Raw genomic sequence first — 24699 nt, forward strand, 5'->3', positions numbered from 1 at the left:
GGTCCCGGACGGTGACGTTCTGCTGTTGACGGTCGCGGTCGCGGCGACCTACCTCGCCTTGGTGGAGCTGGCCGATCGCTTGCTCCCCCGGATCAGTGCGAGCGGAGCCGTGCTGGCCACGCTGCTCGTGGCGATCGGGTTCAATCCGGTGCGCGTTCGGCTGCAGCGGCTCGTGGATCGCTTGTTCTACAGGGATCGCGCCAATCCGGTCCGCGCGGCGTCGTCGGTTGCGGCGCAGTTGGCGGGGCGCGGAGCCGGCCGACGTACTGCCGGCGGTGTGCCATGCGTTGCGCCTTCCGTACGCCGCGTTGACGGATGAGGCCGGCCTGATTCGCGGGGAGCACGGCAGCGCCGGCCGGTGATGCTGGTGGCGGTTCCTTTGCTGCACGCGGCTGAACGAGTCGGTGAGCTTCAGGTCGGAGTACGGCCGGGGGAGAGCCGGTTGTCCGCGGCAGATCGGGTCGTGCTCGAGTTAATGGCGGCGCCGCTCGGGGTGGCGTTGCGAGCGCAGGCGTTGTCCGATGCCGCGCAGCAGTCGCGGCGGAGACTTGTCGCCGCGGGCGAGGGGAAGCGAGGTCGGTTGCGGCAGGATCTGCACGACGGGTTGGGTCCGGCGCTGACCGGGATCGGGTTCCGCGCCGACGCGGTGATGAACCTCACGGACGATCCGGCGCGATCGCTCGCCGCCGAGATCCGTGCGATTGTCGACACTGCGATTGCCGACGTACGACGGCTGATCAACCAGCTGCATCCGTCCGCGCTGGACGACGTCGGGCTGGCGAGCGGATTGTCGACAACTGCCATGGCTGCCCGGCTCGCTGTCACGCCGAAGACCGCCAACCTGTCGACGGTCTTCGGCAAACTCGGTGTCGCCGACCGGAGCGAGGCGGCGCTGTTCGCCCGTGGCGCCCTCAGGCGCGGCCGTGGGCCTGGCGGCTTCGGCGGCTGAGGGAGTCGATGGTGACGGCGATCAGCAGTACGCCGGCAGTCACCATGTAGCGGACGCTCGAGTCCAGGCTCAGCAACGCGAGGCCGTTGGAGATCGACATGATCACCAGCGCGCCGAGCAGCGCGGAGTACGCCGAGCCGCGGCCCCCGAACAGGCTCGTGCCACCGATGACGGCTGCCGCGATCGCATTCAAGTTGGTATCCGCGCCACCACTGCTCTGGTTCACCGCGACCAACCGGGCCGCGGCGAGCAGACCGCCGACGGCGGCAAACGTCGAACAGGCCGCGAACACGGACAGGTAGATCATCCGCACGTTGATGCCGGCGCGCCGGGCGGCCTCCACGTTGCCGCCGACCGCGACGACGGAGCGGCCCCACCGGGTACGCCGCACCATCAGATCGGTCGCGACCACGAGCGCGAGAAAGAGCAGGAACATCGACGAGACACCGCGGTCACCGTTGAGGATCAGCACGGGGATCAGCAGGACGAGCGCCAGCGCGGCTGCCTTGATCGCGATCATCGAGGTCGGCGCCGTCGAGAGACCGGCCGTGGCCCGGGCGGTGCGAGTGCGGAGCCGGGTCAGCACGTAGAGCGCGACGACGACCGCGATCAGGGCGTAGGCGAGCGCCGGGGAGAGGAAGCTCCTCGTCGCGAAGCCGACCAGCGCCGAGTCGTAGGGAAGGTTGAGCGAACCTTCCTTGCCGAGCACCAGCAACTGCAGACCCAGGAATCCCAGCAGACCGGCAAGCGTGATCACGAAGCTCGGCACGCCGAAGCGTGTGTAGAGCGCGCCGTAGAACATGCCGATCACCAGGCCGAGTGCGACACCGACCAGCAGCGAGAGCACGAGCGGCCAGCCCTTGTTGACGAAAGTGACTCCGAGTACCGCGGCCGACAGGCCACTGACCGAGCCCACGGAGAGGTCGATCTCGCCGAGGAGCAGAACCAGGACGATGCCTAGGGCAATTACTCCGACCGAGGTGGTCTGCAGCGTCAGGTTCACCAGGTTCCGGCTGGAGAGGAAGGAGCCGTTCGCGATCTGGAAGACCGCCCAGATGATGATCAGACCGACGACCACCGGCACCGAACCCAGGTCGCCGGAGCGGAGCCGGGCGGTGAAGGCGGAGACGGCGCCGCTGATCCCGCTGGTCGCGATCAGCCGTTCGTCCTGCAGGTCGGCCGGAAGCTGGTCGATCCCGTTCGCTTCCGGTATGGCCGGCGTACCGGTGACGTCCTGGGGACGGGTGCCCGATCCGTGCAGGCTCATGATGCGGGACCCTCCTCCCGGCTTCGGCGCGCTGCACGCTCCGAGACCGCATTGTCGGTGGCGCCGGTGATGGCGGCGATGATGTCCTGCGTCCTGGTCTCGCTGACCACGAAGACGCCGTTGTTGCGGCCGAGACGCAGTACGGCGACCCGGTCGGCGACCGCCATCACGTCGGCCATGTTGTGGCTGATCAGGATCACGGCCAGGCCGCGTTCGCGCAGCCGCTCGACCAGGTTGAGGACTTCGGCGGTCTGAGCGACGCCGAGGGCCGCGGTCGGTTCGTCCAGCATCACGACCTTGGGCCGGCCGAGCAGGCTGCGGGCGATCGCGACGGTCTGCCGCTGGCCGCCGGACAGGCTGGCGACCGGGATCCGGACCGACGGGATCTTCGCGGACAGCTGCCGGAGCAGCTCCCACGACTGGCGTTCCATCTCGACCTCGTCGAGTACGCGGCCCTTGCGGAGCTCGCGACCGAGGTACAGGTTCGCGACGACGTCGAGGTTGTCGCAGAGCGCCAGGTCCTGGAACACGGTGGCGATCCCGAGCTGCTGCGCCTCGGCCGGACTGCCGACGCGTACTGCGCGGCCGTCGAACACCATCGTCCCGTCGTCGGCGGTGTAGACGCCGGCGATGGTCTTCACCAGCGTCGACTTGCCGGCGCCGTTGTCGCCGACCAGCGCCAGTACCTCGCCGGCTCGGACGTCCAGCTCGATGTTCTTCAGGGCCTGTACGGCGCCGAACCGCTTGGAGATCCCTTGCAAAGCCAGCACGGTACCGGCGCCCACATCGGGAGGGGCCGGGGTAGCCGAGGGAAGTGTCACGAGATCAGCCTCCAGGACTTATTTCACGCCATGATCCTCGCCGGGGGCGCGGTTGGGGAGAGGTCCGGCGTAGCCCCCCGCACCTCACTGCGGGGGGCTACGCCGAGGGCGGTCGGTTCCGACTAGTTGCTGGACAGACCCGCCGCGGCGCAGGCGGCGGCGAACGACGCGGTGCAGATGTCGCTGACCTTGTAGATGTTGTCCTTGATCACGGTGTCCTTGATGTTGTCCTTGGTCACCGCGACCGGGTCGAGGATCGTCGACGGCACACCGCTCTTCTCAGTCGTCGACTCGGGCTTGCCGCCGTTGGCCAGCGCCACCGCACCCTTCGCGGCGGCCTCGGCCTGCGGCTTGACCGCCTTGTAGATCGTCATCGCCTGGTCGCCGGCGACGATCCGCTGGATCGCGGCCAGCTCCGAGTCCTGACCGGTGACCGGCGGCAGCGGCTTCACGCCGCCGCCCTTGAGCGCCGCGATCGCACCGCCCGCGGTGCCGTCGTTGGCGGCGTACACGCCGACCAGGCCGTTCTTGATCGCGCTCAGCTGGCCTTCCATCCAGGCCTGCGCCTTGTCCGGGCTCCAGTCCGGGGTGTCGAACTCGGCGGCGATCTTGAACCCGCTCGAGTCGAGCACGCTGTGTGCGCCCTTCTTGAAGTCGGCCGCGTTCGGGTCGGTCGGCGAGCCATTGATCATCGCGATGTTGCCCGACGTCTTGCCGGCCGCCTTCAGGTCGTCCACCAGGGTCTGCGCCTGAAGCTTGCCGACGGCCTCGTTCTCGAACGAGACGTAGTAGTTGGCGTTCTCGATGAACCGGTCGTATGCGACGACCGGGACGTTCTGCCCCTTCGCGGAGCTGACGACCGCCGCGGCGGCCTTACCGTCGACCGGGTCGAGGACGAGCACGTTCGCCCCCTGGGTGAGCGCGGCCTCGGCCTGCTGTTGCTGCTTCGACGCGTCCTGGTCGGCGTTGCTGTAGATCAGCTCGCAGTTACCGCAGGCGGCCTTGAGGGCCTCGGTGAACAGCGGGCGGTCCAGCGCCTCGTAGCGGGTGGTCTTGGACTCGGGCAGCAACAGCGCGATTTTCTTCGCGCTGCCTGAGCCGCTGCCGGAGTCGTCGTTCGAGCCGCAGCCCACCAGGGAGACGGCCAGGGCCGAGACGGCGATGCCGAGCCCGACGAGACGAGTTGCAGAGAAGGACATATGGCGGCTCCTTGACGAGACGGCCCGATTGGCCTGCCCGAAGTCAAGCTCCCCTGCGTCTTGGCGTCAAGACTTGAATTCAAGAAATAGAGATATTGCTGTGACTCAGCACCGATGCACGGTGGATCGCGCCGACGATGTCGGCCTCGTCGCCGAGCTCGGCGGGGCGCAGCTCGACGGTCGCGGCGGCGCTCGGGATCGCGCACCGGTCGAGCGCTTCACGCAGCGGCGCCAGGATGAGTTCGCCGGCTTCGGCCATCAGGCCGCCGACGACCACAACCTCCGGGTTGAGCAGGTTCACCACGCCGGCCACCGCGACGCCGACCCGTCGGCCGGCGTCCTCGATCACGCGGCGGCAGCCGACGTCGCCGCCGAGGGCACGGATCACGATGTCCTTCAGTCGCAGCGGTCCGTGCGAGGCGGCCAGGCTGTTGATCAGCGCCCGCGAGCCGACGAACGTGTCCAGGCAGCCGCGGTTGCCGCACCGGCAGATCGGCCCGTTCTCGTCGATCGTGACGTGGCCGATCTCGCCCGCCGTCCCGGCCGAACCGCGGAACACGTCGCCGTTGATCACGATCCCCGCGCCGACGCCGTACGAGAACTTCAGGTAGCAGCCGTTGCGTACGCCGCGGAGCGCGCCGGCCCGCAATTCGCCCAGCGCAGCAAGGTTTGCGGTGTTGTCGAGGGCCACCGGGGCACGGAGGTGACCGGCCATCGCCTCGGTCACGTTGACGCCGCGCCAGCCCGGCAGTACGGCGTCGGAGCCGGCCTCGCCGCTGACCGAGTCCACCGGCATCGGCAGCCCGAACCCGATCGCTGAGATGTTCTCCACCCCCGAACTGACCGTCTCGGCGAGGTCGGCGAGCAGCCGGGCGGCCCGCTCCATGCCGTCGTCGGCGACGTGGTCGGCCTGCAGTGGCATCAGCTGCTGAGCGAGGATCTCGCGCGACTCGTCGGCGATCGCGACCCGGACGTCCCGCTCGCCGAACGCGACACCGGCGAGCAGACCGCCGCCGGACGCGAGCGAGACGAGGACGGCACGGCGGCCGTTGCGGATGCTGCGGGACAGGCCGACCATGCCGGCCTGGTCCAGCTCCTTGACCATGTTCGAGACGGTGGCCGCGGACAGGCCGGAGGCAGCGGCGATCTCGACCTGGGTCAGCGGGCCGTGCTGCCGGACGACTCCGAGAACGCGCGCACGGTTGGCTTCGCGGAGCGAAGCCTGCGATCCCGGCGCCGGGCGGGTTGCGTTCATTACATAAAGATAACGGATCGCGGGGCGAGCGTGGCCGCTCCGCGCTCGTGAACCAGGAACATCGTCTGCAACCTCGCTGTCACTACCCCGCTGGATCGTTCAACCGCGAGACTAAACCACTCCAGCGCACACACCCCGCTACCAGATCCGCATTTGGCTGGTTCACCCACCAATTGAGTGGTTCCTGACCCGGAATCAGGGTCATTAACCCCCGAACTGATGGGTGAACCAGCCAAATGCGGGGGGTGGGGCGAAGGCGGGGTGCCGGGGACGGGGCGGGGTGCCGGGGACGGGGCGGGGTGCGGGGAAGGGGGACGGGCCAGGGGTGCGCGGACGGGGGCGGACTGGGGGTGGGGCGAGGACAGGGGTGGGTCAGGGGGTCAGGGCGAGGCTGAGGAGGGCTGCGGGGAGGGCCAGTTCGATGGTCGCGCCGAGGACGTCGCCGGTCGTGCCGCCGAGGGCGGTCCTCGCGCGGCGGGTGGTGGCGAGGCTCGTCGCGACGGCCAGCAGGACCGCGGCGGCCGAGCCTGCGAGACGGCTCGGGGACGGCCAGGTCAGTGCGGCGGCGACGGCGGCGGCGAGTACGACGGCTGTGGCGATGGTGGCTGTGAGCGGGCGGACTGTGCCGGCGACGAACGTGCCCAGGCCGTCGGGGCGCGCTGCGGGGACCGACGTACGGCAGGACCAGGGGAGGGTGAGGCGGCTTGCGGTGGTGGCGATCAGGCTGGCCTGCCAGCCGTAGCCGGACTGGATGCAGGCGGTGAGGGCGGCGACGTCGAGGAGCAGTACGCCGACGATCGCGACGACACCGAACGGGCCGATGTCGCTCTGCTTCATGATCCGCAACATGGTCTCGCGATCCCGCCGGGACCCGAGCGCATCCGCGAAATCTGCCAATCCGTCGAGGTGCAATCCACCCGACAGCGCGGCAATCACCAGGACTCCCAACACGGCCGCCAACAGGTCCGCCTCAGGCTTCACCAGCTGGGCCAGAGCGATCACGCCCGCCGCAACCCCACCGATCACCAGTCCGACAAGCGGGGCGAGCGTCATAGCTCGCCCACCAACCACTCGATCAACCCGCGAAGGAATACCCGACGGCAGCACCGTGAGCGTCCCAAAAGCCAGCCGCACCGCATCAAGCCATCCGCTCGAGGCGGGCAGTGGGTCACTGGCCCGGCTAACGGGCTGAGCGCCTTCGGCGGAGCCCGTGGGTTGTCCGGCAGAGCCGGGGGATCGTCCGGTGGATCCGGGGGTGTGCGGCCGGCCAGTGTCTGCGCCGTCCGACCGCGGCTGGCCGGTGGCGCCGGGGCTGTGCGGCCGGGGGCCGTCTGGTGCGTCCGGAGGGGGGTCTTGGGGTGGCTGCGTCATGTGAGGGGGAGGGTTCGGCCGGCGATGGTCCAGAGGACCTGGTCGGACGCGAGGGAGATGGTGGTGTTGAGGCGGCCCATCAGGTCGCGGAAGAGGCGGGTGCCGGGGTCGGCGGGGACGATGCCGGAGCCTACGTCGTTGCTAACGGCAACCACTCGGCGGGGAGTGGCGGACCAGGCGTCGGCCAGTTCCGCGATCTGTTGCTCGATGGCGTCGGCACCGTGCAGGTTGGTCCAGACGTCGGCGGCGTCCATGGTCCGGGACAGCCACAGGGTCAGGCAGTCGATGAGCAGCGGCGGGCCAGGTGTTGCGAGGAGCGGGATCAGGTCGATCGTCTCGGCCAGACCCCACGACGCCGGCCGGCGGGACTGGTGTTTGGCGACCCGGGCGGCCCATTCGGCGTTGCCGGAGTCGTCTCCGCCGGTGGCGACGTACAGGACGTCGGGCTCGGCGGACAGCAGGCGTTCGGCGGCGATGGATTTGCCCGAGCGGGCTCCGCCCAGGATCAGGTTTCGGTCAGACATCGGTCCTCCGCTCGAAAACCACAGGCGCCTCGAACGCCGCCTTCCGCGCCGTACGACGGAATGCGTTCAGGATGGGACGCCCCAGCACCAGGACCAGCACGGCGGACAGGATGCCGCGCGGGATGTCCCAGCCCAGCGACGTCGCCACCACGAACAGGAAATACCGATGCAGGTTCGCCGCCAGCGCGTCACCCGGGACGAACGAGAACGCGCTGCCGAACGTCGCGTACGGCCAGAACCACAGGTTCATGATCACGCCGTACAGCACGCCCGAGACCAGCGAGTACGCCGCCAGCAGCAGCAACTCCAACCGCCCGCCGACCCGCGGCAACAACCCCGCCAGACACCCCACCCACGCGCACGCGAACATCTGGAACGGCATCCACGGCCCGACCCCTCCGCTGATCAACGCCCCGCCCAGCAGCGACACCGCCCCGAGCACGAACCCGAACCCGGCGCCGAACGCCCGTCCCGCCAGCACCAGCAGAAAGAACCCGGGCTCGAGCCCCGCCGTACCCGGACCCAACGCCCGCAACGCCGCACCGACCGCGGCGAGCATGCCGACCAGCGAGATCACCTTCGCGTCGATCCCGGACTCGGACAGCTCCGCGAGTACGACGGCCACCAGCAACGGCAGCAGCAACACGAACAACCACGGCGCATCCGTCGTGTGACCGATCGCGGACGCACCCGCCTGCGACGTCCGGAAGAACAGCGGCCACCCGAACGCGAGTACGCCGACGAGCGACGCCACCAGCAGCGTCGCCGTACTCCGTGGCTTGAGCCGGATCAGCCTCACGACGCCCGCTCCAATGCGTCCGCGACCTCTCCGACGGTCAGGAACGGCAACGGAGCAAGGATCTTCGCCACCTGCGGCGCGAACGTCGGCGACCCGGCAATCACCTCGGCCGCCTCGCCGTCACTCACCAACTCGCCCTCGGCGAGCACCATCACCCGAGTGGCGACCTCGGCCACCATCTCCACGTCGTGCGTCGACAGAATCACCGCATGGCCGGCCGCGGCCAGCTCCCGCAGGATCGCCACCAGCCGCCGCTTGGCGCCGTAGTCCAGCCCGCGCGTCGGCTCGTCCAGCAACAGCAATGGCGGAGCTCCACACAATACGACGGCCAGCGCCAGGCAGAGCCGCTGTCCCTCGGACAAGTCCCGCGGATGCAGATCCAGAGCCACATCTGGTGCCAGCCGCTCGAGGAGTGCACGGCAACTACCTGCGGGGACTTTGAAGTCGGAGTCCGCGGCAGCACACTCGTCGGCGACCGTGGCGGCATACAGGAGATCGGCAGGCTCTTGTGGGACCAGGCCAACGGCCTTCACCAGTTGCGCCGGCTTCATCTGGTGCGGGTCTGTACCGGATGCGACCGCAGTGCCCGACCGAGCCGGCAGGATGCCGACGAGGGTGTTGAGCAATGTGGACTTCCCTGCGCCGTTGCGGCCCATGAGTGCGACGACCTCACCGGACTTGACGCTGAGCGACACACCACGCAACGCCATCACGTTGCCATAGCCAACAACCAGATCACTGCACCGGGCCAGCTCATCACCTAGCTCAGCAGCTGCCCGCACCGGTGCAGCACTGTCCAGCTGACGACGCAGCGCGACCGCAGCCCGCCGGGCGTCCCGCACGGACAGGGGGAGCGGCGACCAACCAGCCAGCCTCCCCAGCTCGACGACAGGTGGTGCGACCGGTGCGGTGACCATGCGCTCGCCAGGCAGCCCTGTCGAGACAGCAGCGGCACCACCCGGTACTTCGATCACGCGGTCGGCGTACTGGATGACGCGCTCGAGCCGGTGCTCCGCCAGCACCACAGTGACACCCAGGTCGTGCACCAACCGCTGCAGCGCAGCCAGCACCTCCTCGGCCGCCTGTGGGTCCAGTGCAGACGTCGGCTCATCCAGGACGAGTACGGCGGGATGCGACGTGAGCGCTGCCCCGATAGCGGTCCGCTGCCGCTGGCCGCCCGACAACGACGTGAGCGCACGGTCCCGTACGTCGGCCAGCCCCAGCAGGTCCAGCGTCTCCTCGACGCGCCGCCGCATCACGTCCGGCGCCATGCCCAGCGACTCCATGCTGTACGCGAGCTCGTCTTCGACGGTGTCGGTGACAAACCCCGCCATCGGGTCCTGGCCGACCATCCCGACCACATCCGCGAGGTCCCGCGGCCGGTACTCCCGGGTGTCCCGTCCGTCGACGAGCACTCGGCCGGACAGCGTGCCGCCGGTGAAGTGCGGCACCAGTCCGTTGATTGCCCGCAGCAGTGTCGACTTGCCGGACCCGGTCCGCCCGATCACCAGCGCCAGCTCACCCTCCGGGACGATAAGGCTCACGTCCCGCAGCGCCGGCTCGCTGGCGCCGTCGTAGGTCACAGACACGCGGTCGAACTCGATCATGCGACCGCCTTCTTCAACGGAGGTGCGGCCAACGCAGGCACCAGTCCGATCAGTACGCCGACAACCGGCAGCAGTGGAACCGGTGGGACGACCAACGGACCGTCCAGCAGCAAACCGTGCACTCCACGCACCGCGGCAGTCACCATCGCGCCCGCAGCCACCGCACCGGCCGCCACGACCAGCCACTCGGGCAGCGCCCACGGGTCAGGCCGGTACCGCGTCCGGGCCACGCGCTGGCGCCCGACCGCCATCGCACCGACCGCCAGCAGTACGCCGATCGCCAGTGCGCCCCCGGCGAGCGGGAACGACATGGAGTCGGTCAGCAACGCGTAGACGCCGAGCAGGATGCCCAGCAGCCCGAGCAACACACACAGCGCTGTGAGCCGACGCTGAGCCCGCGGGGCATGCGCCGTACGGCCGTAGCCGCGGGAGTCCATTGCAGCAGCGAGCTCGACCGACCGGTCCAGTGCGCCTTCCAGCACCGGCATAGCTGTTGTACGGAAGGAGGCGCGCGTACGGCCGCGCAAACGGCGGGCAGCGCGGATGCGGCGGCCGTCGGTCACCAGTTGAGGTGCGAAGGTCAGTGCGACCACGCAGGCCACGCCCATCTCGTAGAGGGCGGCTGGCAACGACTTCAGCAGGCGCCGTGGACTGGCCAGTGCGTTGGCAGCACCCACGCAGCAGAGCATGACGGCCAGCTGCCCACCGTCGTACAGAGCGGTCACCAGAGCCTCTGCGGTCACCTCCCCGCCGAGCTTGACGCCCGCAGCCCAATCAGGCAACGGGAGCTGCGGGAGTGTGAACAGCACCGTGGTGCCCTGCGAGCGGGTCGACAGGAGCGCCTGCAGGACCACGCGGATGCCGATCACCAGCAGGCCGAGCTTCAGGAACGCAGTGAAGCTGTAGGCCCACGGAGCATCGCTCCGGCGCGCTGCCACGACGAATCCGGTCACCGCGAGGATCAGGACCAGGAGGACCGGGTTGCGGGTCCTGCTGGCCGCCACAGCCATGCAGAGTGCCCACAACCACCAGGCCCCCGGGTGGAGTGCCCGGGGGAGTGTCAGGCGGTGGACGGCGCGCACTGCTACTCGGCTACTACTTGGCCGCAGCACGGCGGCGGTTGAGGAAGAAGCCGCCTCCGCCCAGCAGGATCACGACGACTGCCGCGATGATGATGCCGGTCCAGGGCGCTCCGCTGTCGTCCTTCGAGGACGCGGCCGGTGTCGGCTGGACGGCCGTCGAACCCACTGCCGGACCGACCTGCAGCGTGACCGGGGCGTCGGTAGCGGGGACGTTGATGCTCTTCACCTGGTCGCCGCAGCCCTTGGACGGGTAGCCGGCAATGCCACAGGTGAGGCCCTTCTCGATCCGGACCGGTGCGACCGCGGCCAGGACCTGTGCGCCGTTCGACTTCGGATCCGTCACCACACAGGTGCCGGTCGGCTGGGCCGGAGTGTCACCGCTCACCGCGTCCTCCGGCGTACCGGGGTCGACGACCAGCGCCACCCGCTTCTTGCCGGTCTCGGCCGGGGTCTTGCCGCAGATCGCGTCGAAGTCGCCGGCGGCCCGGGGCACCCGCGGCTTGGCGCCGCCGACGGCGAACCGCCAGCCCTCGACGCCGCCGTCGGCCGGTACGAAGGCGTCGGCGCCCTTCTGGGAGAAGGTCCACGCGCCGTTGGTCCACTGGTAGTAACCCCAGAACCGGTAGCCGTCCTCGGCCTGAGCAGCGCTGGTTGTGACGGTTGCGACAGTCCCAGCCAGCAGGAGACCCGCCAGCAGGCTGAAGACCAGTCGTACGGTCCGATGTGCAGTCATCTCGTGTCCTCGTTCGGGCCGCAGCCCGGTGGAGGAGGTCCCGCCTGCACCGGCAGGGTAGGGGCTCCACCCGCGGACCACGGCGGGTAGGTGAGCCTGTCTGCCTGTGTCCCAGTGTTCCGGCTCGCCGCCCTCGGACAGATGCCGAGGGCGGCCTACGGTTGCGGGTCAGCGCCGGACTTCGACCGGCTTCCCTGTGACGCAGACGTGTGGTTCGACCGGAACTCTACTCTGCCGACGACAGACTCATCGGCCCGTAGACCTCGCGGTTGTCCTCGAGCAGGTAGACCTGGCTGACGCCGCGGTCGGCCAGGTCGCGCCAGACCTCGCCCAGCCAGCTCTCGGCGTCGCCCTGGGCCGAGAACTCCGCCCCGCCGACCTCACCCGGGTCGACCAGGGCACCGGACGCGGTCTCGAACCGCCAGTTCCAGCTCATCACGCCACCCGCGCCTGCGGTGAGTTCTGCGCGGTCTTGGCCGGGTCGCGCTCGACGATGCCGCCGAGAACCTCGTCGATCCGCTTCAGCAGGCCGTCGTCCAGCTTCACGCCGGAGGCCTTCACGTTCTCGGTGACCTGCTCGGGCCGGGAGGCGCCGACGATCGCGGAGGAGACGTTCGGGTTCTGCAGGACCCAGGCGACCGCCAGCTGCGACAGCGACAGGTCGACCTCGTCCGCGATCGGCTTCAGCTCCTGCACCCGGGTGAGCACGTCGTCGGTCAGGAACCGCTTGATGAACGTCGCGCCACCCTTCTCGTCGGTGGCCCGCGAGCCCTCCGGCGGCTGCTGGCCGGGCAGGTACTTACCGGTGAGCACGCCCTGCGCGATCGGCGAGAACACCACCTGGCCGATGCCGAGCTCCTCCGAGGCCGGCACCACCTCGGCCTCGATCACGCGCCACAGCATGCTGTACTGCGGCTGGTTCGAGACGAACGGGATGCGCAGCTCGCGGGCCAGCCTGTGGCCCTCCTGCAGCTGCTCCGCGGTCCACTCCGAGACGCCGATGTACAGCGCCTTGCCCTGGCGGACGACATCGGCGAACGCCTCCATCGTCTCCTCCAGCGGCGTCTCGGTGTCGTACCGGTGGGCCTGGTACAGGTCGACGTAGTCGGTCCCGAGCCGCTTCAGCGAGCCGTTGATCGACTCGTGGATGTGCTTGCGGGACAGGCCGGTGTCGTTCGGGCCCTTCGGGCCGGTCGGCCAGTACACCTTGGTGAAGATCTCCAGCGACTCGCGTCGCTCACCGGCCAGCGCCTCGCCGAGCACCGACTCGGCCGCCGTGTTGGCGTAGGTGTCCGCGGTGTCGAACGTCGTGATGCCGGCGTCCAGCGCCGCCCGCACGCAGGCCCTCGCCTGCTCGTTCTCCACCTGCGACCCGTGCGTGAGCCAGTTCCCGTACGAGATCTCGCTGACCTTCAAACCGCTGTTGCCGAGAAAGCGAAAGTCCATACGCCGACCCTACCGTCCGATCAGGAAGGCTTCTCGCCGCGTTTCACCATCGGCTTGGGCAGCCGCCAGCGGCGCATCTGCATGGTCCGCCGGACCGCGTAGAACCCGAGGCCCTTGGTGGACTCCTTGGGGAACTTGATCCCGACCGACTTCCGCAGGCCGGCCGTCAGCAGGAACCAGTCCGCCGCGATCAGCAGGATCATCGCCAGGAACAGCAGGTTGACCAGCCCCGCCAGCCAGGGGAACTGCGGCGAGAACACCACGCCGACCAGCGACACCACCAGCAGGATCGGCAGCGCGAACTCCATCACGGAGTACCGCGCGTCCACGTAGTCCCGGGCGAACCGGCGCACCGGGCCCTTGTCGGCGGCGGGCAGGTACCGGTCGTCGCCGGTCTGCATGGCCGCCTGCATCTTGGAGCGCTCGGTCCGCACCTTCTCCCGGCGGATCGCCGAGGCCTCCTTGCGGTTGCGCGGCTTTTTGAACGCGGCCTTGCGCGCTGCCTCGGCCTCGCGGCGGCTCGGGGTCGGGCGACCCTTGCCTCCGGCCTTGCCCTGGGGCTCGGCAGGTACGGTGGTATCTGATTCAGACTTGGAACGACGGAACACGGGGTCAGAACCTCATTCGCAGGGAAGGTCACGACTCGGGGTGGTCCCCGGACCTCGTTACCCCGAATCTTATAGGGGACAGCATCGGGGCCGGTCCTGATGGTCTGGTGACCCATAGGCACATAGGGTGGATGACACGCACGCCGGGTCGTCAGTCCGGCACAGAAGGGGTACGGATATCGATGAGCATCTTCAAGCGGATGTCGACGATCTTCAAGGCCAAGGCGAACTCCGCCCTGGACAAGGCCGAGGATCCTCGCGAAACCCTTGACTACTCGTATCAGAAGCAGCTCGAGCTGCTCCAGAAGGTACGCCGGGGTGTGGCCGACGTGGCCACCAGTCGCAAGCGGGTGGAGTTGCAGGCCTCCCAGCTGCAGTCCCAGTCGGCGAAGCTGCAGGAGCAGGCCCAGAAGGCGCTCTCGATGGGCCGTGAGGACCTGGCCCGGGAGGCTCTGACCCGCAAGTCCGGGCTGCAGGGCCAGATCGACGACCTGACCACCCAGCACGCCCAGCTGCAGGGTGAGGAGGAGAAGCTGACGCTCGCCTCCCAGCGGCTGCAGGCCAAGGTCGAGTCGTTCCGGACCCGCAAGGAGACCATCAAGGCCACCTACACCGCGGCCGAGGCGCAGACCCGGATCAACGAGGCCTTCTCCGGCATCTCCGAGGAGATGAGCGACGTCGGTCTCGCGGTCCAGCGGGCCGAGGACAAGACCCAGCAGATGCAGGCCCGGGCCGGTGCGATCGACGAGCTGCTCGCCTCCGGCGCGCTGGACGACGCCAGCGGCACGGTCAAGGACAACATCACCCTGGAGCTGGACCGGATGTCGTCCGGCTCCGACGTGGAGAACGAGCTGGCCGCGATGAAGGCCCAGCTCTCCGGCGGCGGGGCGCCGAAGGAGATCTCCGGTGAGGCACCGGGCGCGGCCCAGCAGTCCGCCCAGACCGCCCAGCAGCCAGTGCAACAGCCGGCCGCCGAGCCGGTGAGACCTCAGGACGGAGATGTTCGGTGATCGTTCGCATCATGGGTGAGGGTCAGTGGCGACTGGCCGACGAGAAGCTCGACGCGCTCAACACCGTCGACGGCGACCTCGAGAAGGCCGTGTCGTCGGGTGACGAGACCGCGTACCAGTCCGCCTTCGCGGCGTTGCTGGACTTCGTCCGCTCCGGTGAGAAGGTGCCGGACGACGAGCTGCACGACTCCGACGCCATCCTGCCCCCGTCGGACAGCTCGCTCGCCGAGATGCGTGAACTGATCAGCGGCGATGGCTTGATCGCCGGCTGATCACTTCCAGTAGCCGAACGAGACCCCTGGGACCCGAAAACGGGTTCCGGGGGTCTTTTGCTGTGAGCGCGGTGGCGCGCCGGTAAACACTGGTCATCAGTGCTTTTGTCTGCCGCGTTCCCGTAGTACTGTTCGGGACACGCCGTTGTGGGGGCGGTGTTGGACGAGGTCCGTGACGGGGAGTGGGTTGGTCGCGGGTTTCGGTATCACCTGTGGGGGGTGACTGTGCGTGACCGAATTTGTCATGTCCGAAGGGCTCGCTGAGCCGGCTGATCTACGGCCGGCGCCGTCAGGGGAGCGTCGTCGGCCGGTCTGGGTCGTTCCGGACGAGGTGCCGGCAGTCTTGCCGCGCTCGGCCCGGTTCACCGAGGCACGGTGGGTGGCGAAGTACCGTCGGGCATCGTTGGCGGCTGATTTCGGCGCCGGGGTGATCGGCGCCGCGCTGGCGCTGGTGGCCCGGTTCGGGGCCTCGATCAACCTCGGCTACTTCGTGCTGGGGGCTTTGCTGCCGATCGCGTGGATCGCGTGTGTGGCCTTGCAGCGCGGCTACGAAACCAGGTACTTCGGCACCGGACCGGAGGAATTCCGCTCGATCATCCGGGCCGCGGTCGCACTGACCGCGGTGGTCGCGATCACGTCGTACGCGACCAAGAGTGAGGTGGCCCGAGGATTCGTGATCCTCGCGGTGCCGACGACCTGTCTCGCGGCCATGGTCGGCCGCTGGTTCCTGCACCGGCAGATCTCCTGGCGGCGGTTCGCCGGGCGCTGCATGCGCCGGGTGCTCGTTGTCGGACGCAACGACCAGGTGATGACGCTGACGCGGCACCTGGAGGAGCGGCCGGCCGACGGGTACGTCGTGGTGGCGAGCTGTCTGCCCCGCGGCGACGTGTTCGAGGACGCCGAGTTCGAACGGCTCGGCCGGACCGAGATGGACATCCTGGCCGGCGTCGACCAGTTCGACGTCGAAGTGGTTGCGGTGGCTGCCGATCCGGAGCTCGCCGGGCACTCGCTGCGCAAGCTGTCCTGGGCGCTCGAGCAGCGCGGGGTCGAGCTGATCGTCTCGCCGGGCATCGTCGAGGTCGCCGGTCCGCGGATCTCGATCCGGCCGGTCGCCGGCCTGTCGTTGCTGCACCTGGAGCGGCCGTCGGTGAGCGGCGGGCCGCACATGCTGAAGAGCATTTTCGACCGCGTGGTCGGATGCCTGCTGCTGCTCGGGGTCTCGCCGATCCTGCTGGTCACCGCTGTGCTGGTGAAGCTCACCAGTCGCGGGCCGGTGCTGTTCCGGCAGACCCGGGTGGGCCGCGGCGGTGTGGAGTTCCAGATGCTGAAGTTCCGCACGATGGTGGCCGACGCCGAGGCCCGCAAGGCCGAGCTGCACGCGCTGAACCAGGGCAACGGGATCCTGTTCAAGATGCGTGACGACCCGCGGATCACGAAGGTCGGCAAGTACCTGCGGCGGTTCTCGATCGACGAGCTGCCACAGCTGGTGAACGTGCTCCGGGGGGACATGTCACTGGTCGGACCGCGGCCGCCGCTACCGGCCGAGGTCGCGCAGTACGCGATCGACGACGCGCGCCGGATGCTGGTCAAGCCGGGTCTGACCGGCCTGTGGCAGGTCAGCGGTCGCAGCGACCTGACCTGGGAGGAGTCGATGCGGCTCGACCTGCGCTACGCCGACAACTGGTCGATCGCACTGGATCTGCTCATTTTGTGGAAAACCGCTCGTGCCGTGCTGGGGAGCGACGGCGCGTACTGAAGCGACGCAATTTTATGGATGTGCATTCCCGAGGGGGGAATTCGTGACTGCTGTACTGGAAGGATCAGGCGTGGCCCGATCCGACGCCGCGACCTTGGTGATCGGGGCCGCGGCGGGGGACCAGGGGGACTGGAGCCGGCTGGTCGACCACTATGCGCGGCTCGTCTGGGCCGTAACCCGCAGTTTCCGGCTGAGCGACAGCGACGCCGCTGACGTCTCGCAGATGGTCTGGCTGCGGTTGCTCGAACACATCAACCGGGTCGACCCCGAGCGGGTCGGCGCCTGGCTGGTCGTCACCACCCGGCGCGAATGCCTGCGGGTGCTGGCGTTCCGCAAGCGGGTGCTGCTGACCTACGAGGCGACGGCGTTCGAGGACGTGGCCGGTGACCTGCCCGAGCTGGACGCCGACCTGCTGGCCGGCGAGCGGGCCGACGACGTACGGCGGGCGCTGGAAAGCCTGCCGGACCGGTGGCAGCAGCTGCTCGGCATGCTGATGGCCGACCCGCCGGCGCCGTACGCCGAGATCTCCGCGACGATCGGGATCCCGATCGGCAGCATCGGCCCGATCCGCGGCCGCTGCCTGGAGAAACTCAGACTGCTGCTTGCCTCCTGAGGCAGCAGAGCCCGGTCCGGGCCGCGCAGTGGTTCGTGTTCAGCTCAGAGCATGATCCACGCGGTCCGGACCGGGCGTTGTGCTGTGCCCGGCCAGCGGAGCAGGAAGCTGACCAGCCGGGCGCCGTTCGGTCCCTCGGCGTCGCCGCCGCGGGACTCGACCACGAGCGGCCCGGACGGCGTGACCCGCAGTTCGATGGTCAGACCGGTGCGGCCGCTCTCGTGGATGTCGACGTCGAGCGTGATGCCGTGGCCGGAGAACCGCAGCCGGCGTACGTCGCCGGAGCCGGGCGCGTCGATGATGCTGTCGAAGATCAGGTCGAGTACGTCGAGATCCCGCTCGTGCCGCCCGAACGCGGCGTAGCCGACCGAGCGGAGCAAGGCGATCTGCTCACCGACCGCACGCTCCGGTGGCCCGATCATCACCGCTCACCGCTGACTTTGATCACGCTGTCGGTGTCCTGCCCGTACGGCGCGCCCTGCCAGCTTGCCCAGTTCACCCCGTTGCCCTGCTCGTGCACGATGAAGTTCCACGGGCCGGAGTAGGTGTTGTTGAAGAACCGGTTGCCCTGGTGGAACGTGATCGCGTCCTGGATCGTGGCCTTCTGGTACGGCGACCAGGTCGGGAACGTGCCCCAGTTCGAGAACAGCCCGTTGTAGCCGCAGCCCGTGCGGACGGCGCAGGTCTTCCCGATGTTGTCCGGGTCGAGCGCGAAGACGTTGTCGTGCACCCGCACGTTCTGCGTCTTCCACCGGCAGTCGCTGCGGTACGGCTGGGTGTTGATCGTGGTCGCGTTGCAGGTCTTCGCCGTCACGACCGACGGGTTCACCAGCGTGCCTGATCCGCTGCTGGTGTTCGCGGCTGAGCCGGCGAACCGGTCGGCGTTTTCCCAGAGCACGACGCCGGCCCAGTTGTCGGTGAAGACGTTGTTGCTGATCTCGAAGGTCTGGTTGAACACGCCGGGCGCGCGCGGGTCGCTGCCGGACTCGGAGATGTACAGCGCCGGCGTCGGGAAGCCCGCGTTCTCCGGCCCCTTGCCGAGGCCGTTGCGGACGAAGGCGTTGCCGCGGATCCCGGCGTTGTAGCTGGTCTCGTAGATCAGGCCCTCGGCGGAGTTGCTGGAGATGTAGTTGCCCTCGATCACGAAGCCGGTGTTGTTGGTGTCGGCCCATAGCCCGGCGCTGTGGTTGTCGTGCACCCAGTTCCCGCGCACGACGGCGCCGGTGACCTCCCAGAACTTGCCGCCGCCGGTGCAGCCGCAGCCGCCCTTGAGCCGCTCCCAGTCGTCGGTGTTGTTACCGGAGATCTCGTTGTGGTCGATCGTGATGCCGGCCACCTTGCCCGGGTTGTAGGCGTTGAAGCCGTACTGGCCGTTCTCGGTCAGGCAGTTGCTGCGGACAACGTTGTGGTCGCCGATCATCAGCCCGGCGCCGGCGTTGTGCTGGATCGTGTTGGCCTGCACCGTCCAGCGGGCGCCGGCGTCGTGGTTGACCACGCCCTCGTCGTTGTTGGTCCGCGGCGCGCCGAAGTTCTGGATGGTCAGGTTCTTGATCGTGACGCCGTTGGCGTACCCGGTGAACGCGTATCGGTTCTTCCTGCCGCCGTCGAGGATCGCTCCCGGCGCCCCGACGTACACGTTTCCGTCCTTCGGGATGACCTGGGCGAACTGTGCGGTGCCGAGCCGGTGCGTGCCGGGTGCCAGCCAGAACGTGGTGCCGGCCGGGTTGTGCGTGGTGAGGTCGTTCAGGTTCTGGGTGGTGCTGACCACGACTGCGCCGGCCGGGGCCGTGGCCGGGCCGGCCAGTATGCTCGCGTTCCCGCAGATCCTTGCGGGCGGCGCCGTCGGAGCCGGCGGTGCGGGCGTCGCCGACACGCCCGGTGCGGACGTCGGGGGGTCCGCCTTCGCGGTCGGATCGTTGCTGAAATAGGTGATCCCGCCGGCAACCAGGGCAGCAGCGACGACGAGCCCTCCCGTGGCCAGTACGGGCGGACGGCGGTACCACGCGCGAGCTGCGGGCGGCTCGCGGCGTTGGGTGCTGTGTGCTTCGGGGGGCATGGCGTCCTCGACCTCAACGGTGGGCGGTGACAGGGTGTTCGATCGCGTGCCGGTAGATCTCGAGCAGTTGCTCGATGCTCTGCTCCGGCCGGTGTTTCGTCTCGTACGTCGTGCGCGCCTGCCGGCCGAGCTCGTCGTACCGCGCGGGGGACGCGTCGACGTCGAGCAGCAGCTTGGCGAGCGCATCCGGACGGCCCGGCTCGAACAGCGCGCCGTCGACTCCGTCGGTGATCAGCTCCGGGAACGACCCGTGGCCCGAGGCCAGCGGCGGTACTCCGACCGCCATCGCCTCGATCACCACCAGGCCGAACGTTTCCTCCCACTCCGAGGGCAGCACGACCCCGCGCGACTGCCCGATCAGCTCGAACACCTGCTCCTTGCTCATCAGTCCGCGGAGCTCGACCGACGGCCGGGTGGCCGCCCAGGCGGTCACCTCGTCGAGCATCGGGCCTCCGCCGGCGATCACGAGCTTCAGCGCGTCGTCGCCGGCGACGGCGCGGTATGCGTCCCAGCCCTTCATCAGCAGCGGAGCGCCCTTGGCCGCGTCCAGCCGGCCGACGTACGTCACCTGCCGCTGCCGCGATCCGCCGACGGGACCGTCGTACGGCACGACGTTCGGCTTGACGAACGACCGCTCCGGATCGAAGTTCATTGCCCCAAGCAACCGACGCTGCGACTCGGAGATGAAGATGTACGCCGACACCAGCCGCTGCCAGCTCCGCCGGTGACCGCGGGCGTTGAGCACCGTCGTCGACGTTGCGAGCGCGGATCCGCGGTAGCAGCGGTGGACGACCGCGGCGGCCGGATTGCCGCCGGCGCAGTCATGGCACACCTGGCCGTCGCGGAAGAAGTCACCGCTGGCGCACAGCAGTTTGTAGTTGTGCAGAGTGATGACCACCGGTACGCCGGCCGAGTGGCACGCGTACAGCACGGACGGGCTGAGCAGCGGGAATGTGTTGTGGACGTGGACGACATCGGGCCTTTCCTCCGCCAGCGCGGTCGCGAGATCGCGCCGGCTTGCCGGGTTCCAGACCACGCGGCCGGGCAGCGTCGCCTTCTGCCAGGCAGGCCAGTCCTCGATGTCGTCGCTGTGCCGTTCGAAGTGCCGGACGTCGTGCCCGAGTGCGGTCAGCGCCGCGCTCTCCTGATCGACGACCCGGTTCTCGCCGCTCGGCGCGGTCGACCGGTATCTGTTGTGTACCAGCAGGATCTTCATCGCGGTCCCTCGCGGGTCGACGTGTTGTAGACGAGTGACGCGGCCAGCGTCAGGTCGAGCAGGTACGACGACGCCTCGCTCAGCCCGCTCTCGGTGAACGACGCGATCACGCAGTACGTGACCAGGAAGAGTGCGAGCGCCCGATGCGGGCCTTGCGGCCGGAACCAGGCGGCGATCAGCACGAACAGCACCAGCATGATCGTGATCGCGACGCCGACCAGGCCGACGTCGTAGTAGGTGCCGAGCCAGTTGCTGTCGATCGGCAGGCCGTTGAACGACTTGTTGGACAGCCCGAAGCCGAACAGGGTCTCGAAGGTCGATCGCGGTTGGGCCAGGATCGCGTCCCAGACCAACTTGCGTCCGGTCAGTGCGCCGAGCTCCTGGGCGTCCTGCCCGCGGGCGAGCCAGGTCGTCACGACCGAGCTGAGGGTGAGCGCCCCGACCGAGAAGACGACGATGCCGATCGTGAATGCCTTGCGGACCCGCGAGCGTCCGGTGAACAGGCTCAGTCCCGCGACCAGCACGCCGACCACCAGCGCGAGCAATGCGGTCCGGGTGTGGGTCAGCAGCAGAACCGGGAAGCACACCAGCACACTGGTCAGTGCGATCCACCGACGGAGGTGGCCGGACATCCAGAGCACGATCGTGAGGCCGGCGGCACCCGCGGTGTAGTGCCCGACCTGGGTCGGCGGGATCGGCCAGAGGACGCCGGCGAGGCGATTCTCGGTCATCGCCAGGCCTGGTGCGACCAGCAGGCCGACGACCACCGAGGCCACGATCGCCCACAGGACCATCAGGTGCGTCCGCACCAGCAGCAGGTCGCGGCGCGGCCACCACGGCGTCAGCAGCCACAGCACCAGCGCGAATCCGCACAGCCGTCCGGCCCGGAACAGCGCACCGAGCAGGAACTCGGCCCGGATGCTGGCCAGCAGCGCTTCCGCCGCCAGCAGCATCACCAGGAAGATGAAGACGCTCGGCCGGATCCGCACCGGCCGGTTCACCGACAACGCCACCATCAACGCGCCGACCAGCGCTCCTTGGGCGAGCAGCTTGCCGACCGATCCGGGGATCGGCAGGATGTGCGGCGCGCCCGGGAAGAACGTCATCACGTTCAGCACCAGCAGCGCCCACGCCAACTGGACGCGGTGCCGCCGCCGTACCTCCGGCGCGACGACGCGCCTGGTGGGGCGGTGGCGGACCCGGGTGGTCCCCTGGGTACCGAGGCGGGTGGTGATCGTCGTCATCGGCGGAACATCTCGACATCCACGGTCAGCGGACGTCCGGCCTCGGCCTCGGTCACGCCGACGCCCTCGTCGGTGCGGTCAGGACGCAGTACGACGGCACTGCTGATCTCGAGCCCGGCCAGCCGCAGCATCTCGCCGGTGGCCTGGATCTTGGTCGTGGTCGACTCACCCGCGGTCACCACGACGGTGGCGTTGGACGCCCACGTGGCCAGGTGATCGGCGCCGAGTTCCGGGGTCAACGTGGTCAGGGTAAGGACGACGTCGGCGACCTCCCAGGCCGAGTCGAGCTGGATGTCGCCGGAACTCGACGGCCGGTTGCTGTCGCTCAGGTGCAGGTAGCAGCCCTGGGCCGGTCCGCGGGTCTGGTCGGGCCGGTGGACGTCGACACGCTGGCCGGGCGCGCTGAAGCGCGACTCGTGCGTGCCGGGACTCTTGACCCCCAGCATTGCGGCCAGCCGGCCGGACTCGGTCAGGTCAGCCACCAGCACATGCTTGCCGTCCTCGGCCAGCGCCACCGCCAGCGACGCCACGACGAGCGCACAGGTCTGCACGTCGTCGACGCTGACCACGGCCATCGCCGGCGTCGGGTGCTCACCCCAGAAGATGCGCTGATCGAGGTGCTGCACCATCAGCTGCACTTCCGGCGCGGTCCGCTGCGACGGGCGCAGGTACCGCGGCCGGGGCAGGAGCCGCAGACGCGAGGGTCGCGGGCTGCTCAGCCGGATCCGTGCGCCGAGTGCCTGCGAGATGTCGTGGCGCTTCCACAGCCGGTCGGAGATCAGCGCGCGCACGACGACGAACGCCAGGCCGATGAACAGACCGGCGATCAGGCCGGTGGCGGCGTTGATCACGAGCGTGCGCTTCATCGAGACCCGTACCGGTGCAGCCACGTCGAGCACCCGGCTGCTGTTCATCCGCAGCGCCTCGACCTGCGAGTCGAGCAGCTGTTGCCGCACGTACACATACTGGTCGCGCGCGGCGCTGAGCCGGACCCCCTCCGGGCTGTTCGGGTGCTTCAACTCGTTCGCGGTCGGGTCGTCGCCGGTTGCCTTGACTGCCTGCTCTGCCAAGGTCAGGTCGTCCTTGGCCGCGGCCTCGTCACGCAGGAGCGGGGCGTCCTGCAAGGCGATCTGCTCTTTGCGGTAGGTCAGGAAGACCTTGGCGATCGCGCCGGCCAGCGCGGTCGCCTCGTCGCTGGTCTTCCCGGCTGCGCTGATCTGGAGTACCCGGTCGGTCTCGGAGACCACGGTGTATTCCTTCAGCAGGTCGTCCTGGCTGATCGGCAGCTTGAGCAGGTCGATCACGCGCTGCGCCACGGTGTGCGTGGTCGCCAGGCTGACATCCGTGGCCATCGCCTTGGTCGGGTCCTCACCGTCGCGATGGGTGATCAGCAATCGCGTGGCCGACACGCTCGGAGCGGGCACCGCGATGGTGGACCCGAGTCCGAGCAGAAAGCCCACCAGCCCGAGCATGAGCCAGATCCGCAGATGGCGGCGGATCGCGTCGCGGAGGAACCGCAGCGTGACCAGTGCGTCGGGCGGGTGTGCGTTCGTTGGCTTGTCGTCGAACAGCCCGTCGTCGTCCGCCCACGCCGGATCGCTCACCACCGGTTCGGTGTAGGGCTGGTTGCTCATTTGGTCCTCCTCGCAGTGCCGGTGAGGAGGGTGGGCAGCCGCGAGCTCGACCGGCGCATCGACTGCGAGACGCGTCCGATGGTGCGGTCCGTCGGGTCCGGATCGGTGACGACGATGCCGTCGATGGAGCGGTCGTCGGCCGCGGCGGCAACCGCCAGCCGGGCGAGTTCCTCGGCGGTGACGGTGCCGGCCGACAGGGCGATGATCGTGTTGGTCGTCGGTTCCGAGCCGACCACGATCGGGTCCTCCCGGTCGACGACGATCAGATGGATGCTCAGCATCGAGTCACCCGACGGTTCCTGGTGCGAGTCGACCACGATCGAGGTGGAGATGCCGATGGAGTTGGCCAGTTTGGCCAGCTGCGGGCCGAGCGGCAGCGCCTTGTCGTCGCCGGCGAACGAGAGGACGGCCAGCGAAACCGGCGCCCGGTCCTTCACGTCCAGGCCGAGGTGGTGCAGCGTCTTGCGCAGCCCCCATGCCTCGACCGCTGTCGGCGAGTAATGCTCTAGTAGATAGGCCCAGTCCGAGGCGTCGTTCGCCTGGTACGACGAGACCGATGCCAGCACCGGCAGGCCGACCGCGTCGGCGATCTCGTCCCGCAGCCGCAGCCGGCGGTCGCCGCGCTCCTTGGCCAGTACGCCGATCGATCCGACCACCGCGCCGATCAGGGCGCCGAGAAGTCCGTAGATGCCGAGATGAATCGGCACGCTTCCACCGCGTGCGGTTGTCGCCTGCTCCAAGATCCGTGCCCCCGTTTTCTTCCCCAGATCGCCGGGCAGGTTCTGGTCCGTGGTGACGAAGACCAGGTAAACCCCGGCAACAGCGTTCGCCAGCGCCATCGACTGGCTGGCCGTCGTACCCTTGGCGTCGATCTTGATGACGTCCTGGGTGACGGCGGTGACCTTGACCCGGCTGCGGACGACCTCGGTCGACAGCGGCGGGTTCAGGTTCTGCCCGGCGCTCTTCAGCACCGGCTCGCTCTCCGCGATGAACACCTGCGTGTCGGTGCTCTGCGTGCCGGCGGCCTTCTGCGCGTCGGTCGTCGGCGCGGGCGGCAGCACCACCAGCGAGGTGGCGGTGTGCAGGGGCGGCACGAAGAACCCGACGGCGACCCCGCCGAACAGGCCTGCCGCCGCTACGGCCGCCACGATCCAGCGATGCCTGCGGATGGCCCGCCAAGACTTCTTGACGTCGAGCTGCTGTGTGCTCACAGTCCCCTCCAGTCGAACGCCACTTT

Annotated in this window: 25 protein-coding genes and 1 riboswitch; of the genes, 6 read left to right on the forward strand and 19 right to left on the reverse strand. The window is 69.1% G+C overall.

Going from position 1 to position 24699, the window contains the following annotated elements:
• The first annotated feature begins 25 nt into the window (after positions 1-25).
• Complete coding sequence (locus EV653_RS03570) at positions 26-319, forward strand: hypothetical protein (RefSeq protein WP_134097907.1); 294 nt, start codon at positions 26-28, stop codon at positions 317-319.
• Positions 320-367: 48 nt separating this feature from the next.
• On the forward strand, positions 368-949 hold the full coding sequence (locus EV653_RS03575) for a histidine kinase (RefSeq protein WP_166679275.1): 582 nt from the start codon (positions 368-370) through the stop codon (positions 947-949).
• On the opposite strand, the gene EV653_RS03580 is transcribed toward EV653_RS03575, so the two are convergent.
• The 13 genes from EV653_RS03580 to EV653_RS03640 form a co-directional block, all read right to left on the reverse strand.
• Positions 912-2216, reverse strand: a complete 1305-nt coding sequence (locus EV653_RS03580) for a sugar ABC transporter permease (protein WP_202871469.1) — start codon at positions 2214-2216, stop codon at positions 912-914. The genes EV653_RS03575 and EV653_RS03580 overlap by 38 nt on opposite strands.
• Entirely contained in the window at positions 2213-2986 is a 774-nt protein-coding gene (locus EV653_RS03585; RefSeq protein ID WP_134103854.1) for an ATP-binding cassette domain-containing protein, read from the reverse strand. The genes EV653_RS03580 and EV653_RS03585 overlap by 4 nt, the downstream gene beginning before the upstream one ends.
• A 173-nt stretch (positions 2987-3159) precedes the next feature.
• Positions 3160-4236 carry an ABC transporter substrate-binding protein gene (locus tag EV653_RS03590; RefSeq protein ID WP_134097911.1) on the reverse strand — a complete coding sequence of 359 codons (1077 nt, stop codon included), beginning with the start codon at positions 4234-4236 and terminating at the stop codon, positions 3160-3162.
• A 79-nt stretch (positions 4237-4315) separates the two neighbouring features.
• Positions 4316-5491 carry an ROK family transcriptional regulator gene (locus EV653_RS03595; RefSeq protein ID WP_134097913.1) on the reverse strand — a complete coding sequence of 392 codons (1176 nt, stop codon included), beginning with the start codon at positions 5489-5491 and terminating at the stop codon, positions 4316-4318.
• 372 nt (positions 5492-5863) lie between these two features.
• Positions 5864-6625, reverse strand: coding sequence for an adenosylcobinamide-GDP ribazoletransferase (cobS, locus tag EV653_RS03600; RefSeq protein ID WP_238159536.1), 762 nt, complete (start codon positions 6623-6625; stop codon positions 5864-5866).
• A gap of 233 nt (positions 6626-6858) precedes the next feature.
• Positions 6859-7386 carry a bifunctional adenosylcobinamide kinase/adenosylcobinamide-phosphate guanylyltransferase gene (locus EV653_RS03605; protein WP_134097917.1) on the reverse strand — a complete coding sequence of 176 codons (528 nt, stop codon included), beginning with the start codon at positions 7384-7386 and terminating at the stop codon, positions 6859-6861.
• Positions 7379-8185 carry an ECF transporter S component gene (locus EV653_RS03610; protein WP_134097919.1) on the reverse strand — a complete coding sequence of 269 codons (807 nt, stop codon included), beginning with the start codon at positions 8183-8185 and terminating at the stop codon, positions 7379-7381. The genes EV653_RS03605 and EV653_RS03610 overlap by 8 nt, the downstream gene beginning before the upstream one ends.
• Positions 8182-9792: an ABC transporter ATP-binding protein gene (locus EV653_RS03615; RefSeq protein WP_134097921.1), complete on the reverse strand. Its 1611-nt coding sequence runs from the start codon at positions 9790-9792 to the stop codon at positions 8182-8184. Before EV653_RS03615 ends, EV653_RS03610 begins: the two co-directional genes overlap by 4 nt.
• Entirely contained in the window at positions 9789-10904 is a 1116-nt protein-coding gene (locus tag EV653_RS03620) for a CbiQ family ECF transporter T component (RefSeq protein ID WP_370357173.1), read from the reverse strand. The genes EV653_RS03615 and EV653_RS03620 overlap by 4 nt, the downstream gene beginning before the upstream one ends.
• Positions 10888-11607, reverse strand: a complete 720-nt coding sequence (locus EV653_RS03625; protein WP_134097925.1) for an SCO2322 family protein — start codon at positions 11605-11607, stop codon at positions 10888-10890. Before EV653_RS03625 ends, EV653_RS03620 begins: the two co-directional genes overlap by 17 nt.
• Before the next feature lie 104 nt (positions 11608-11711).
• Positions 11712-11845, reverse strand: a riboswitch (cobalamin riboswitch).
• Entirely contained in the window at positions 11834-12043 is a 210-nt protein-coding gene (locus EV653_RS03630; protein WP_130446846.1) for a hypothetical protein, read from the reverse strand. It overlaps the preceding riboswitch by 12 nt.
• A complete protein-coding gene (locus tag EV653_RS03635) occupies positions 12043-13053 on the reverse strand; it encodes an aldo/keto reductase family protein (RefSeq protein WP_134097927.1) in 1011 nt (336 codons plus the stop codon). Before EV653_RS03635 ends, EV653_RS03630 begins: the two co-directional genes overlap by 1 nt.
• Before the next feature lie 20 nt (positions 13054-13073).
• Positions 13074-13661 (reverse strand): DUF3043 domain-containing protein, encoded by a 588-nt coding sequence (locus EV653_RS03640; RefSeq protein ID WP_134097929.1) that lies wholly within the window; start codon positions 13659-13661, stop codon positions 13074-13076.
• 182 nt (positions 13662-13843) lie between these two features.
• Here EV653_RS03640 and EV653_RS03645 point away from each other — a divergent pair, with 182 nt between their 5' ends.
• The 4 genes from EV653_RS03645 to EV653_RS03660 all read left to right on the forward strand — a co-directional run bounded on the left by EV653_RS03645 (position 13844) and on the right by EV653_RS03660 (position 17312).
• Positions 13844-14671: a PspA/IM30 family protein gene (locus EV653_RS03645; RefSeq protein ID WP_134097931.1), complete on the forward strand. Its 828-nt coding sequence runs from the start codon at positions 13844-13846 to the stop codon at positions 14669-14671.
• Complete coding sequence (pspAA, locus tag EV653_RS03650; RefSeq protein WP_134097933.1) at positions 14668-14943, forward strand: PspA-associated protein PspAA; 276 nt, start codon at positions 14668-14670, stop codon at positions 14941-14943. The genes EV653_RS03645 and pspAA overlap by 4 nt, the downstream gene beginning before the upstream one ends.
• A 229-nt stretch (positions 14944-15172) precedes the next feature.
• Positions 15173-16699: a sugar transferase gene (locus EV653_RS03655; RefSeq protein WP_238159538.1), complete on the forward strand. Its 1527-nt coding sequence runs from the start codon at positions 15173-15175 to the stop codon at positions 16697-16699.
• 70 nt (positions 16700-16769) lie between these two features.
• Complete coding sequence (locus EV653_RS03660; protein WP_166679276.1) at positions 16770-17312, forward strand: RNA polymerase sigma factor; 543 nt, start codon at positions 16770-16772, stop codon at positions 17310-17312.
• Between the two features lie 44 nt (positions 17313-17356).
• On the opposite strand, the gene EV653_RS03665 is transcribed toward EV653_RS03660, so the two are convergent.
• The 6 genes from EV653_RS03665 to EV653_RS03690 are packed head-to-tail and all read right to left on the reverse strand — an operon-like array spanning position 17357 to position 24673.
• Positions 17357-17734: a hypothetical protein gene (locus tag EV653_RS03665; protein ID WP_134097937.1), complete on the reverse strand. Its 378-nt coding sequence runs from the start codon at positions 17732-17734 to the stop codon at positions 17357-17359.
• Complete coding sequence (locus EV653_RS03670) at positions 17734-19368, reverse strand: right-handed parallel beta-helix repeat-containing protein (protein ID WP_134097939.1); 1635 nt, start codon at positions 19366-19368, stop codon at positions 17734-17736. Before EV653_RS03670 ends, EV653_RS03665 begins: the two co-directional genes overlap by 1 nt.
• A 13-nt stretch (positions 19369-19381) precedes the next feature.
• A complete protein-coding gene (locus tag EV653_RS03675; RefSeq protein ID WP_134097941.1) occupies positions 19382-20584 on the reverse strand; it encodes a glycosyltransferase in 1203 nt (400 codons plus the stop codon).
• Positions 20581-21828: an O-antigen ligase domain-containing protein gene (locus EV653_RS03680; protein ID WP_134097943.1), complete on the reverse strand. Its 1248-nt coding sequence runs from the start codon at positions 21826-21828 to the stop codon at positions 20581-20583. Before EV653_RS03680 ends, EV653_RS03675 begins: the two co-directional genes overlap by 4 nt.
• Positions 21825-23462 (reverse strand): hypothetical protein, encoded by a 1638-nt coding sequence (locus EV653_RS03685; protein WP_134097946.1) that lies wholly within the window; start codon positions 23460-23462, stop codon positions 21825-21827. The genes EV653_RS03680 and EV653_RS03685 overlap by 4 nt, the downstream gene beginning before the upstream one ends.
• A complete protein-coding gene (locus EV653_RS03690; RefSeq protein ID WP_166679277.1) occupies positions 23459-24673 on the reverse strand; it encodes a Wzz/FepE/Etk N-terminal domain-containing protein in 1215 nt (404 codons plus the stop codon). Before EV653_RS03690 ends, EV653_RS03685 begins: the two co-directional genes overlap by 4 nt.
• Positions 24674-24699: the final 26 nt, after the last annotated feature.

It is taken from the genome of Kribbella pratensis (assembly GCF_004365355.1).
Classification (GTDB): Bacteria; Actinomycetota; Actinomycetes; order Propionibacteriales; family Kribbellaceae; genus Kribbella.

Excerpts from the sequence above, each read along its gene's own strand:
- EV653_RS03580 (WP_202871469.1), bottom strand. The coding sequence starts at position 2,216 with ATGAGCCTGCACGGATCGGGCACCCGTCCCCAGGACGTCACCGGTACG.
- EV653_RS03590 (WP_134097911.1), bottom strand. The coding sequence starts at position 4,236 with ATGTCCTTCTCTGCAACTCGTCTCGTCGGGCTCGGCATCGCCGTCTCG.
- EV653_RS03595 (WP_134097913.1), bottom strand. The coding sequence starts at position 5,491 with ATGAACGCAACCCGCCCGGCGCCGGGATCGCAGGCTTCGCTCCGCGAA.
- EV653_RS03605 (WP_134097917.1), bottom strand. The coding sequence starts at position 7,386 with ATGTCTGACCGAAACCTGATCCTGGGCGGAGCCCGCTCGGGCAAATCC.
- EV653_RS03615 (WP_134097921.1), bottom strand. The coding sequence starts at position 9,792 with ATGATCGAGTTCGACCGCGTGTCTGTGACCTACGACGGCGCCAGCGAG.
- EV653_RS03625 (WP_134097925.1), bottom strand. The coding sequence starts at position 11,607 with ATGACTGCACATCGGACCGTACGACTGGTCTTCAGCCTGCTGGCGGGT.
- EV653_RS03630 (WP_130446846.1), bottom strand. The coding sequence starts at position 12,043 with ATGAGCTGGAACTGGCGGTTCGAGACCGCGTCCGGTGCCCTGGTCGAC.
- EV653_RS03635 (WP_134097927.1), bottom strand. The coding sequence starts at position 13,053 with ATGGACTTTCGCTTTCTCGGCAACAGCGGTTTGAAGGTCAGCGAGATC.
- EV653_RS03645 (WP_134097931.1), top strand. The coding sequence starts at position 13,844 with ATGAGCATCTTCAAGCGGATGTCGACGATCTTCAAGGCCAAGGCGAAC.
- EV653_RS03665 (WP_134097937.1), bottom strand. The coding sequence starts at position 17,734 with ATGATCGGGCCACCGGAGCGTGCGGTCGGTGAGCAGATCGCCTTGCTC.
- EV653_RS03670 (WP_134097939.1), bottom strand. The coding sequence starts at position 19,368 with ATGCCCCCCGAAGCACACAGCACCCAACGCCGCGAGCCGCCCGCAGCT.
- EV653_RS03675 (WP_134097941.1), bottom strand. The coding sequence starts at position 20,584 with ATGAAGATCCTGCTGGTACACAACAGATACCGGTCGACCGCGCCGAGC.
- EV653_RS03680 (WP_134097943.1), bottom strand. The coding sequence starts at position 21,828 with ATGACGACGATCACCACCCGCCTCGGTACCCAGGGGACCACCCGGGTC.
- EV653_RS03685 (WP_134097946.1), bottom strand. The coding sequence starts at position 23,462 with ATGAGCAACCAGCCCTACACCGAACCGGTGGTGAGCGATCCGGCGTGG.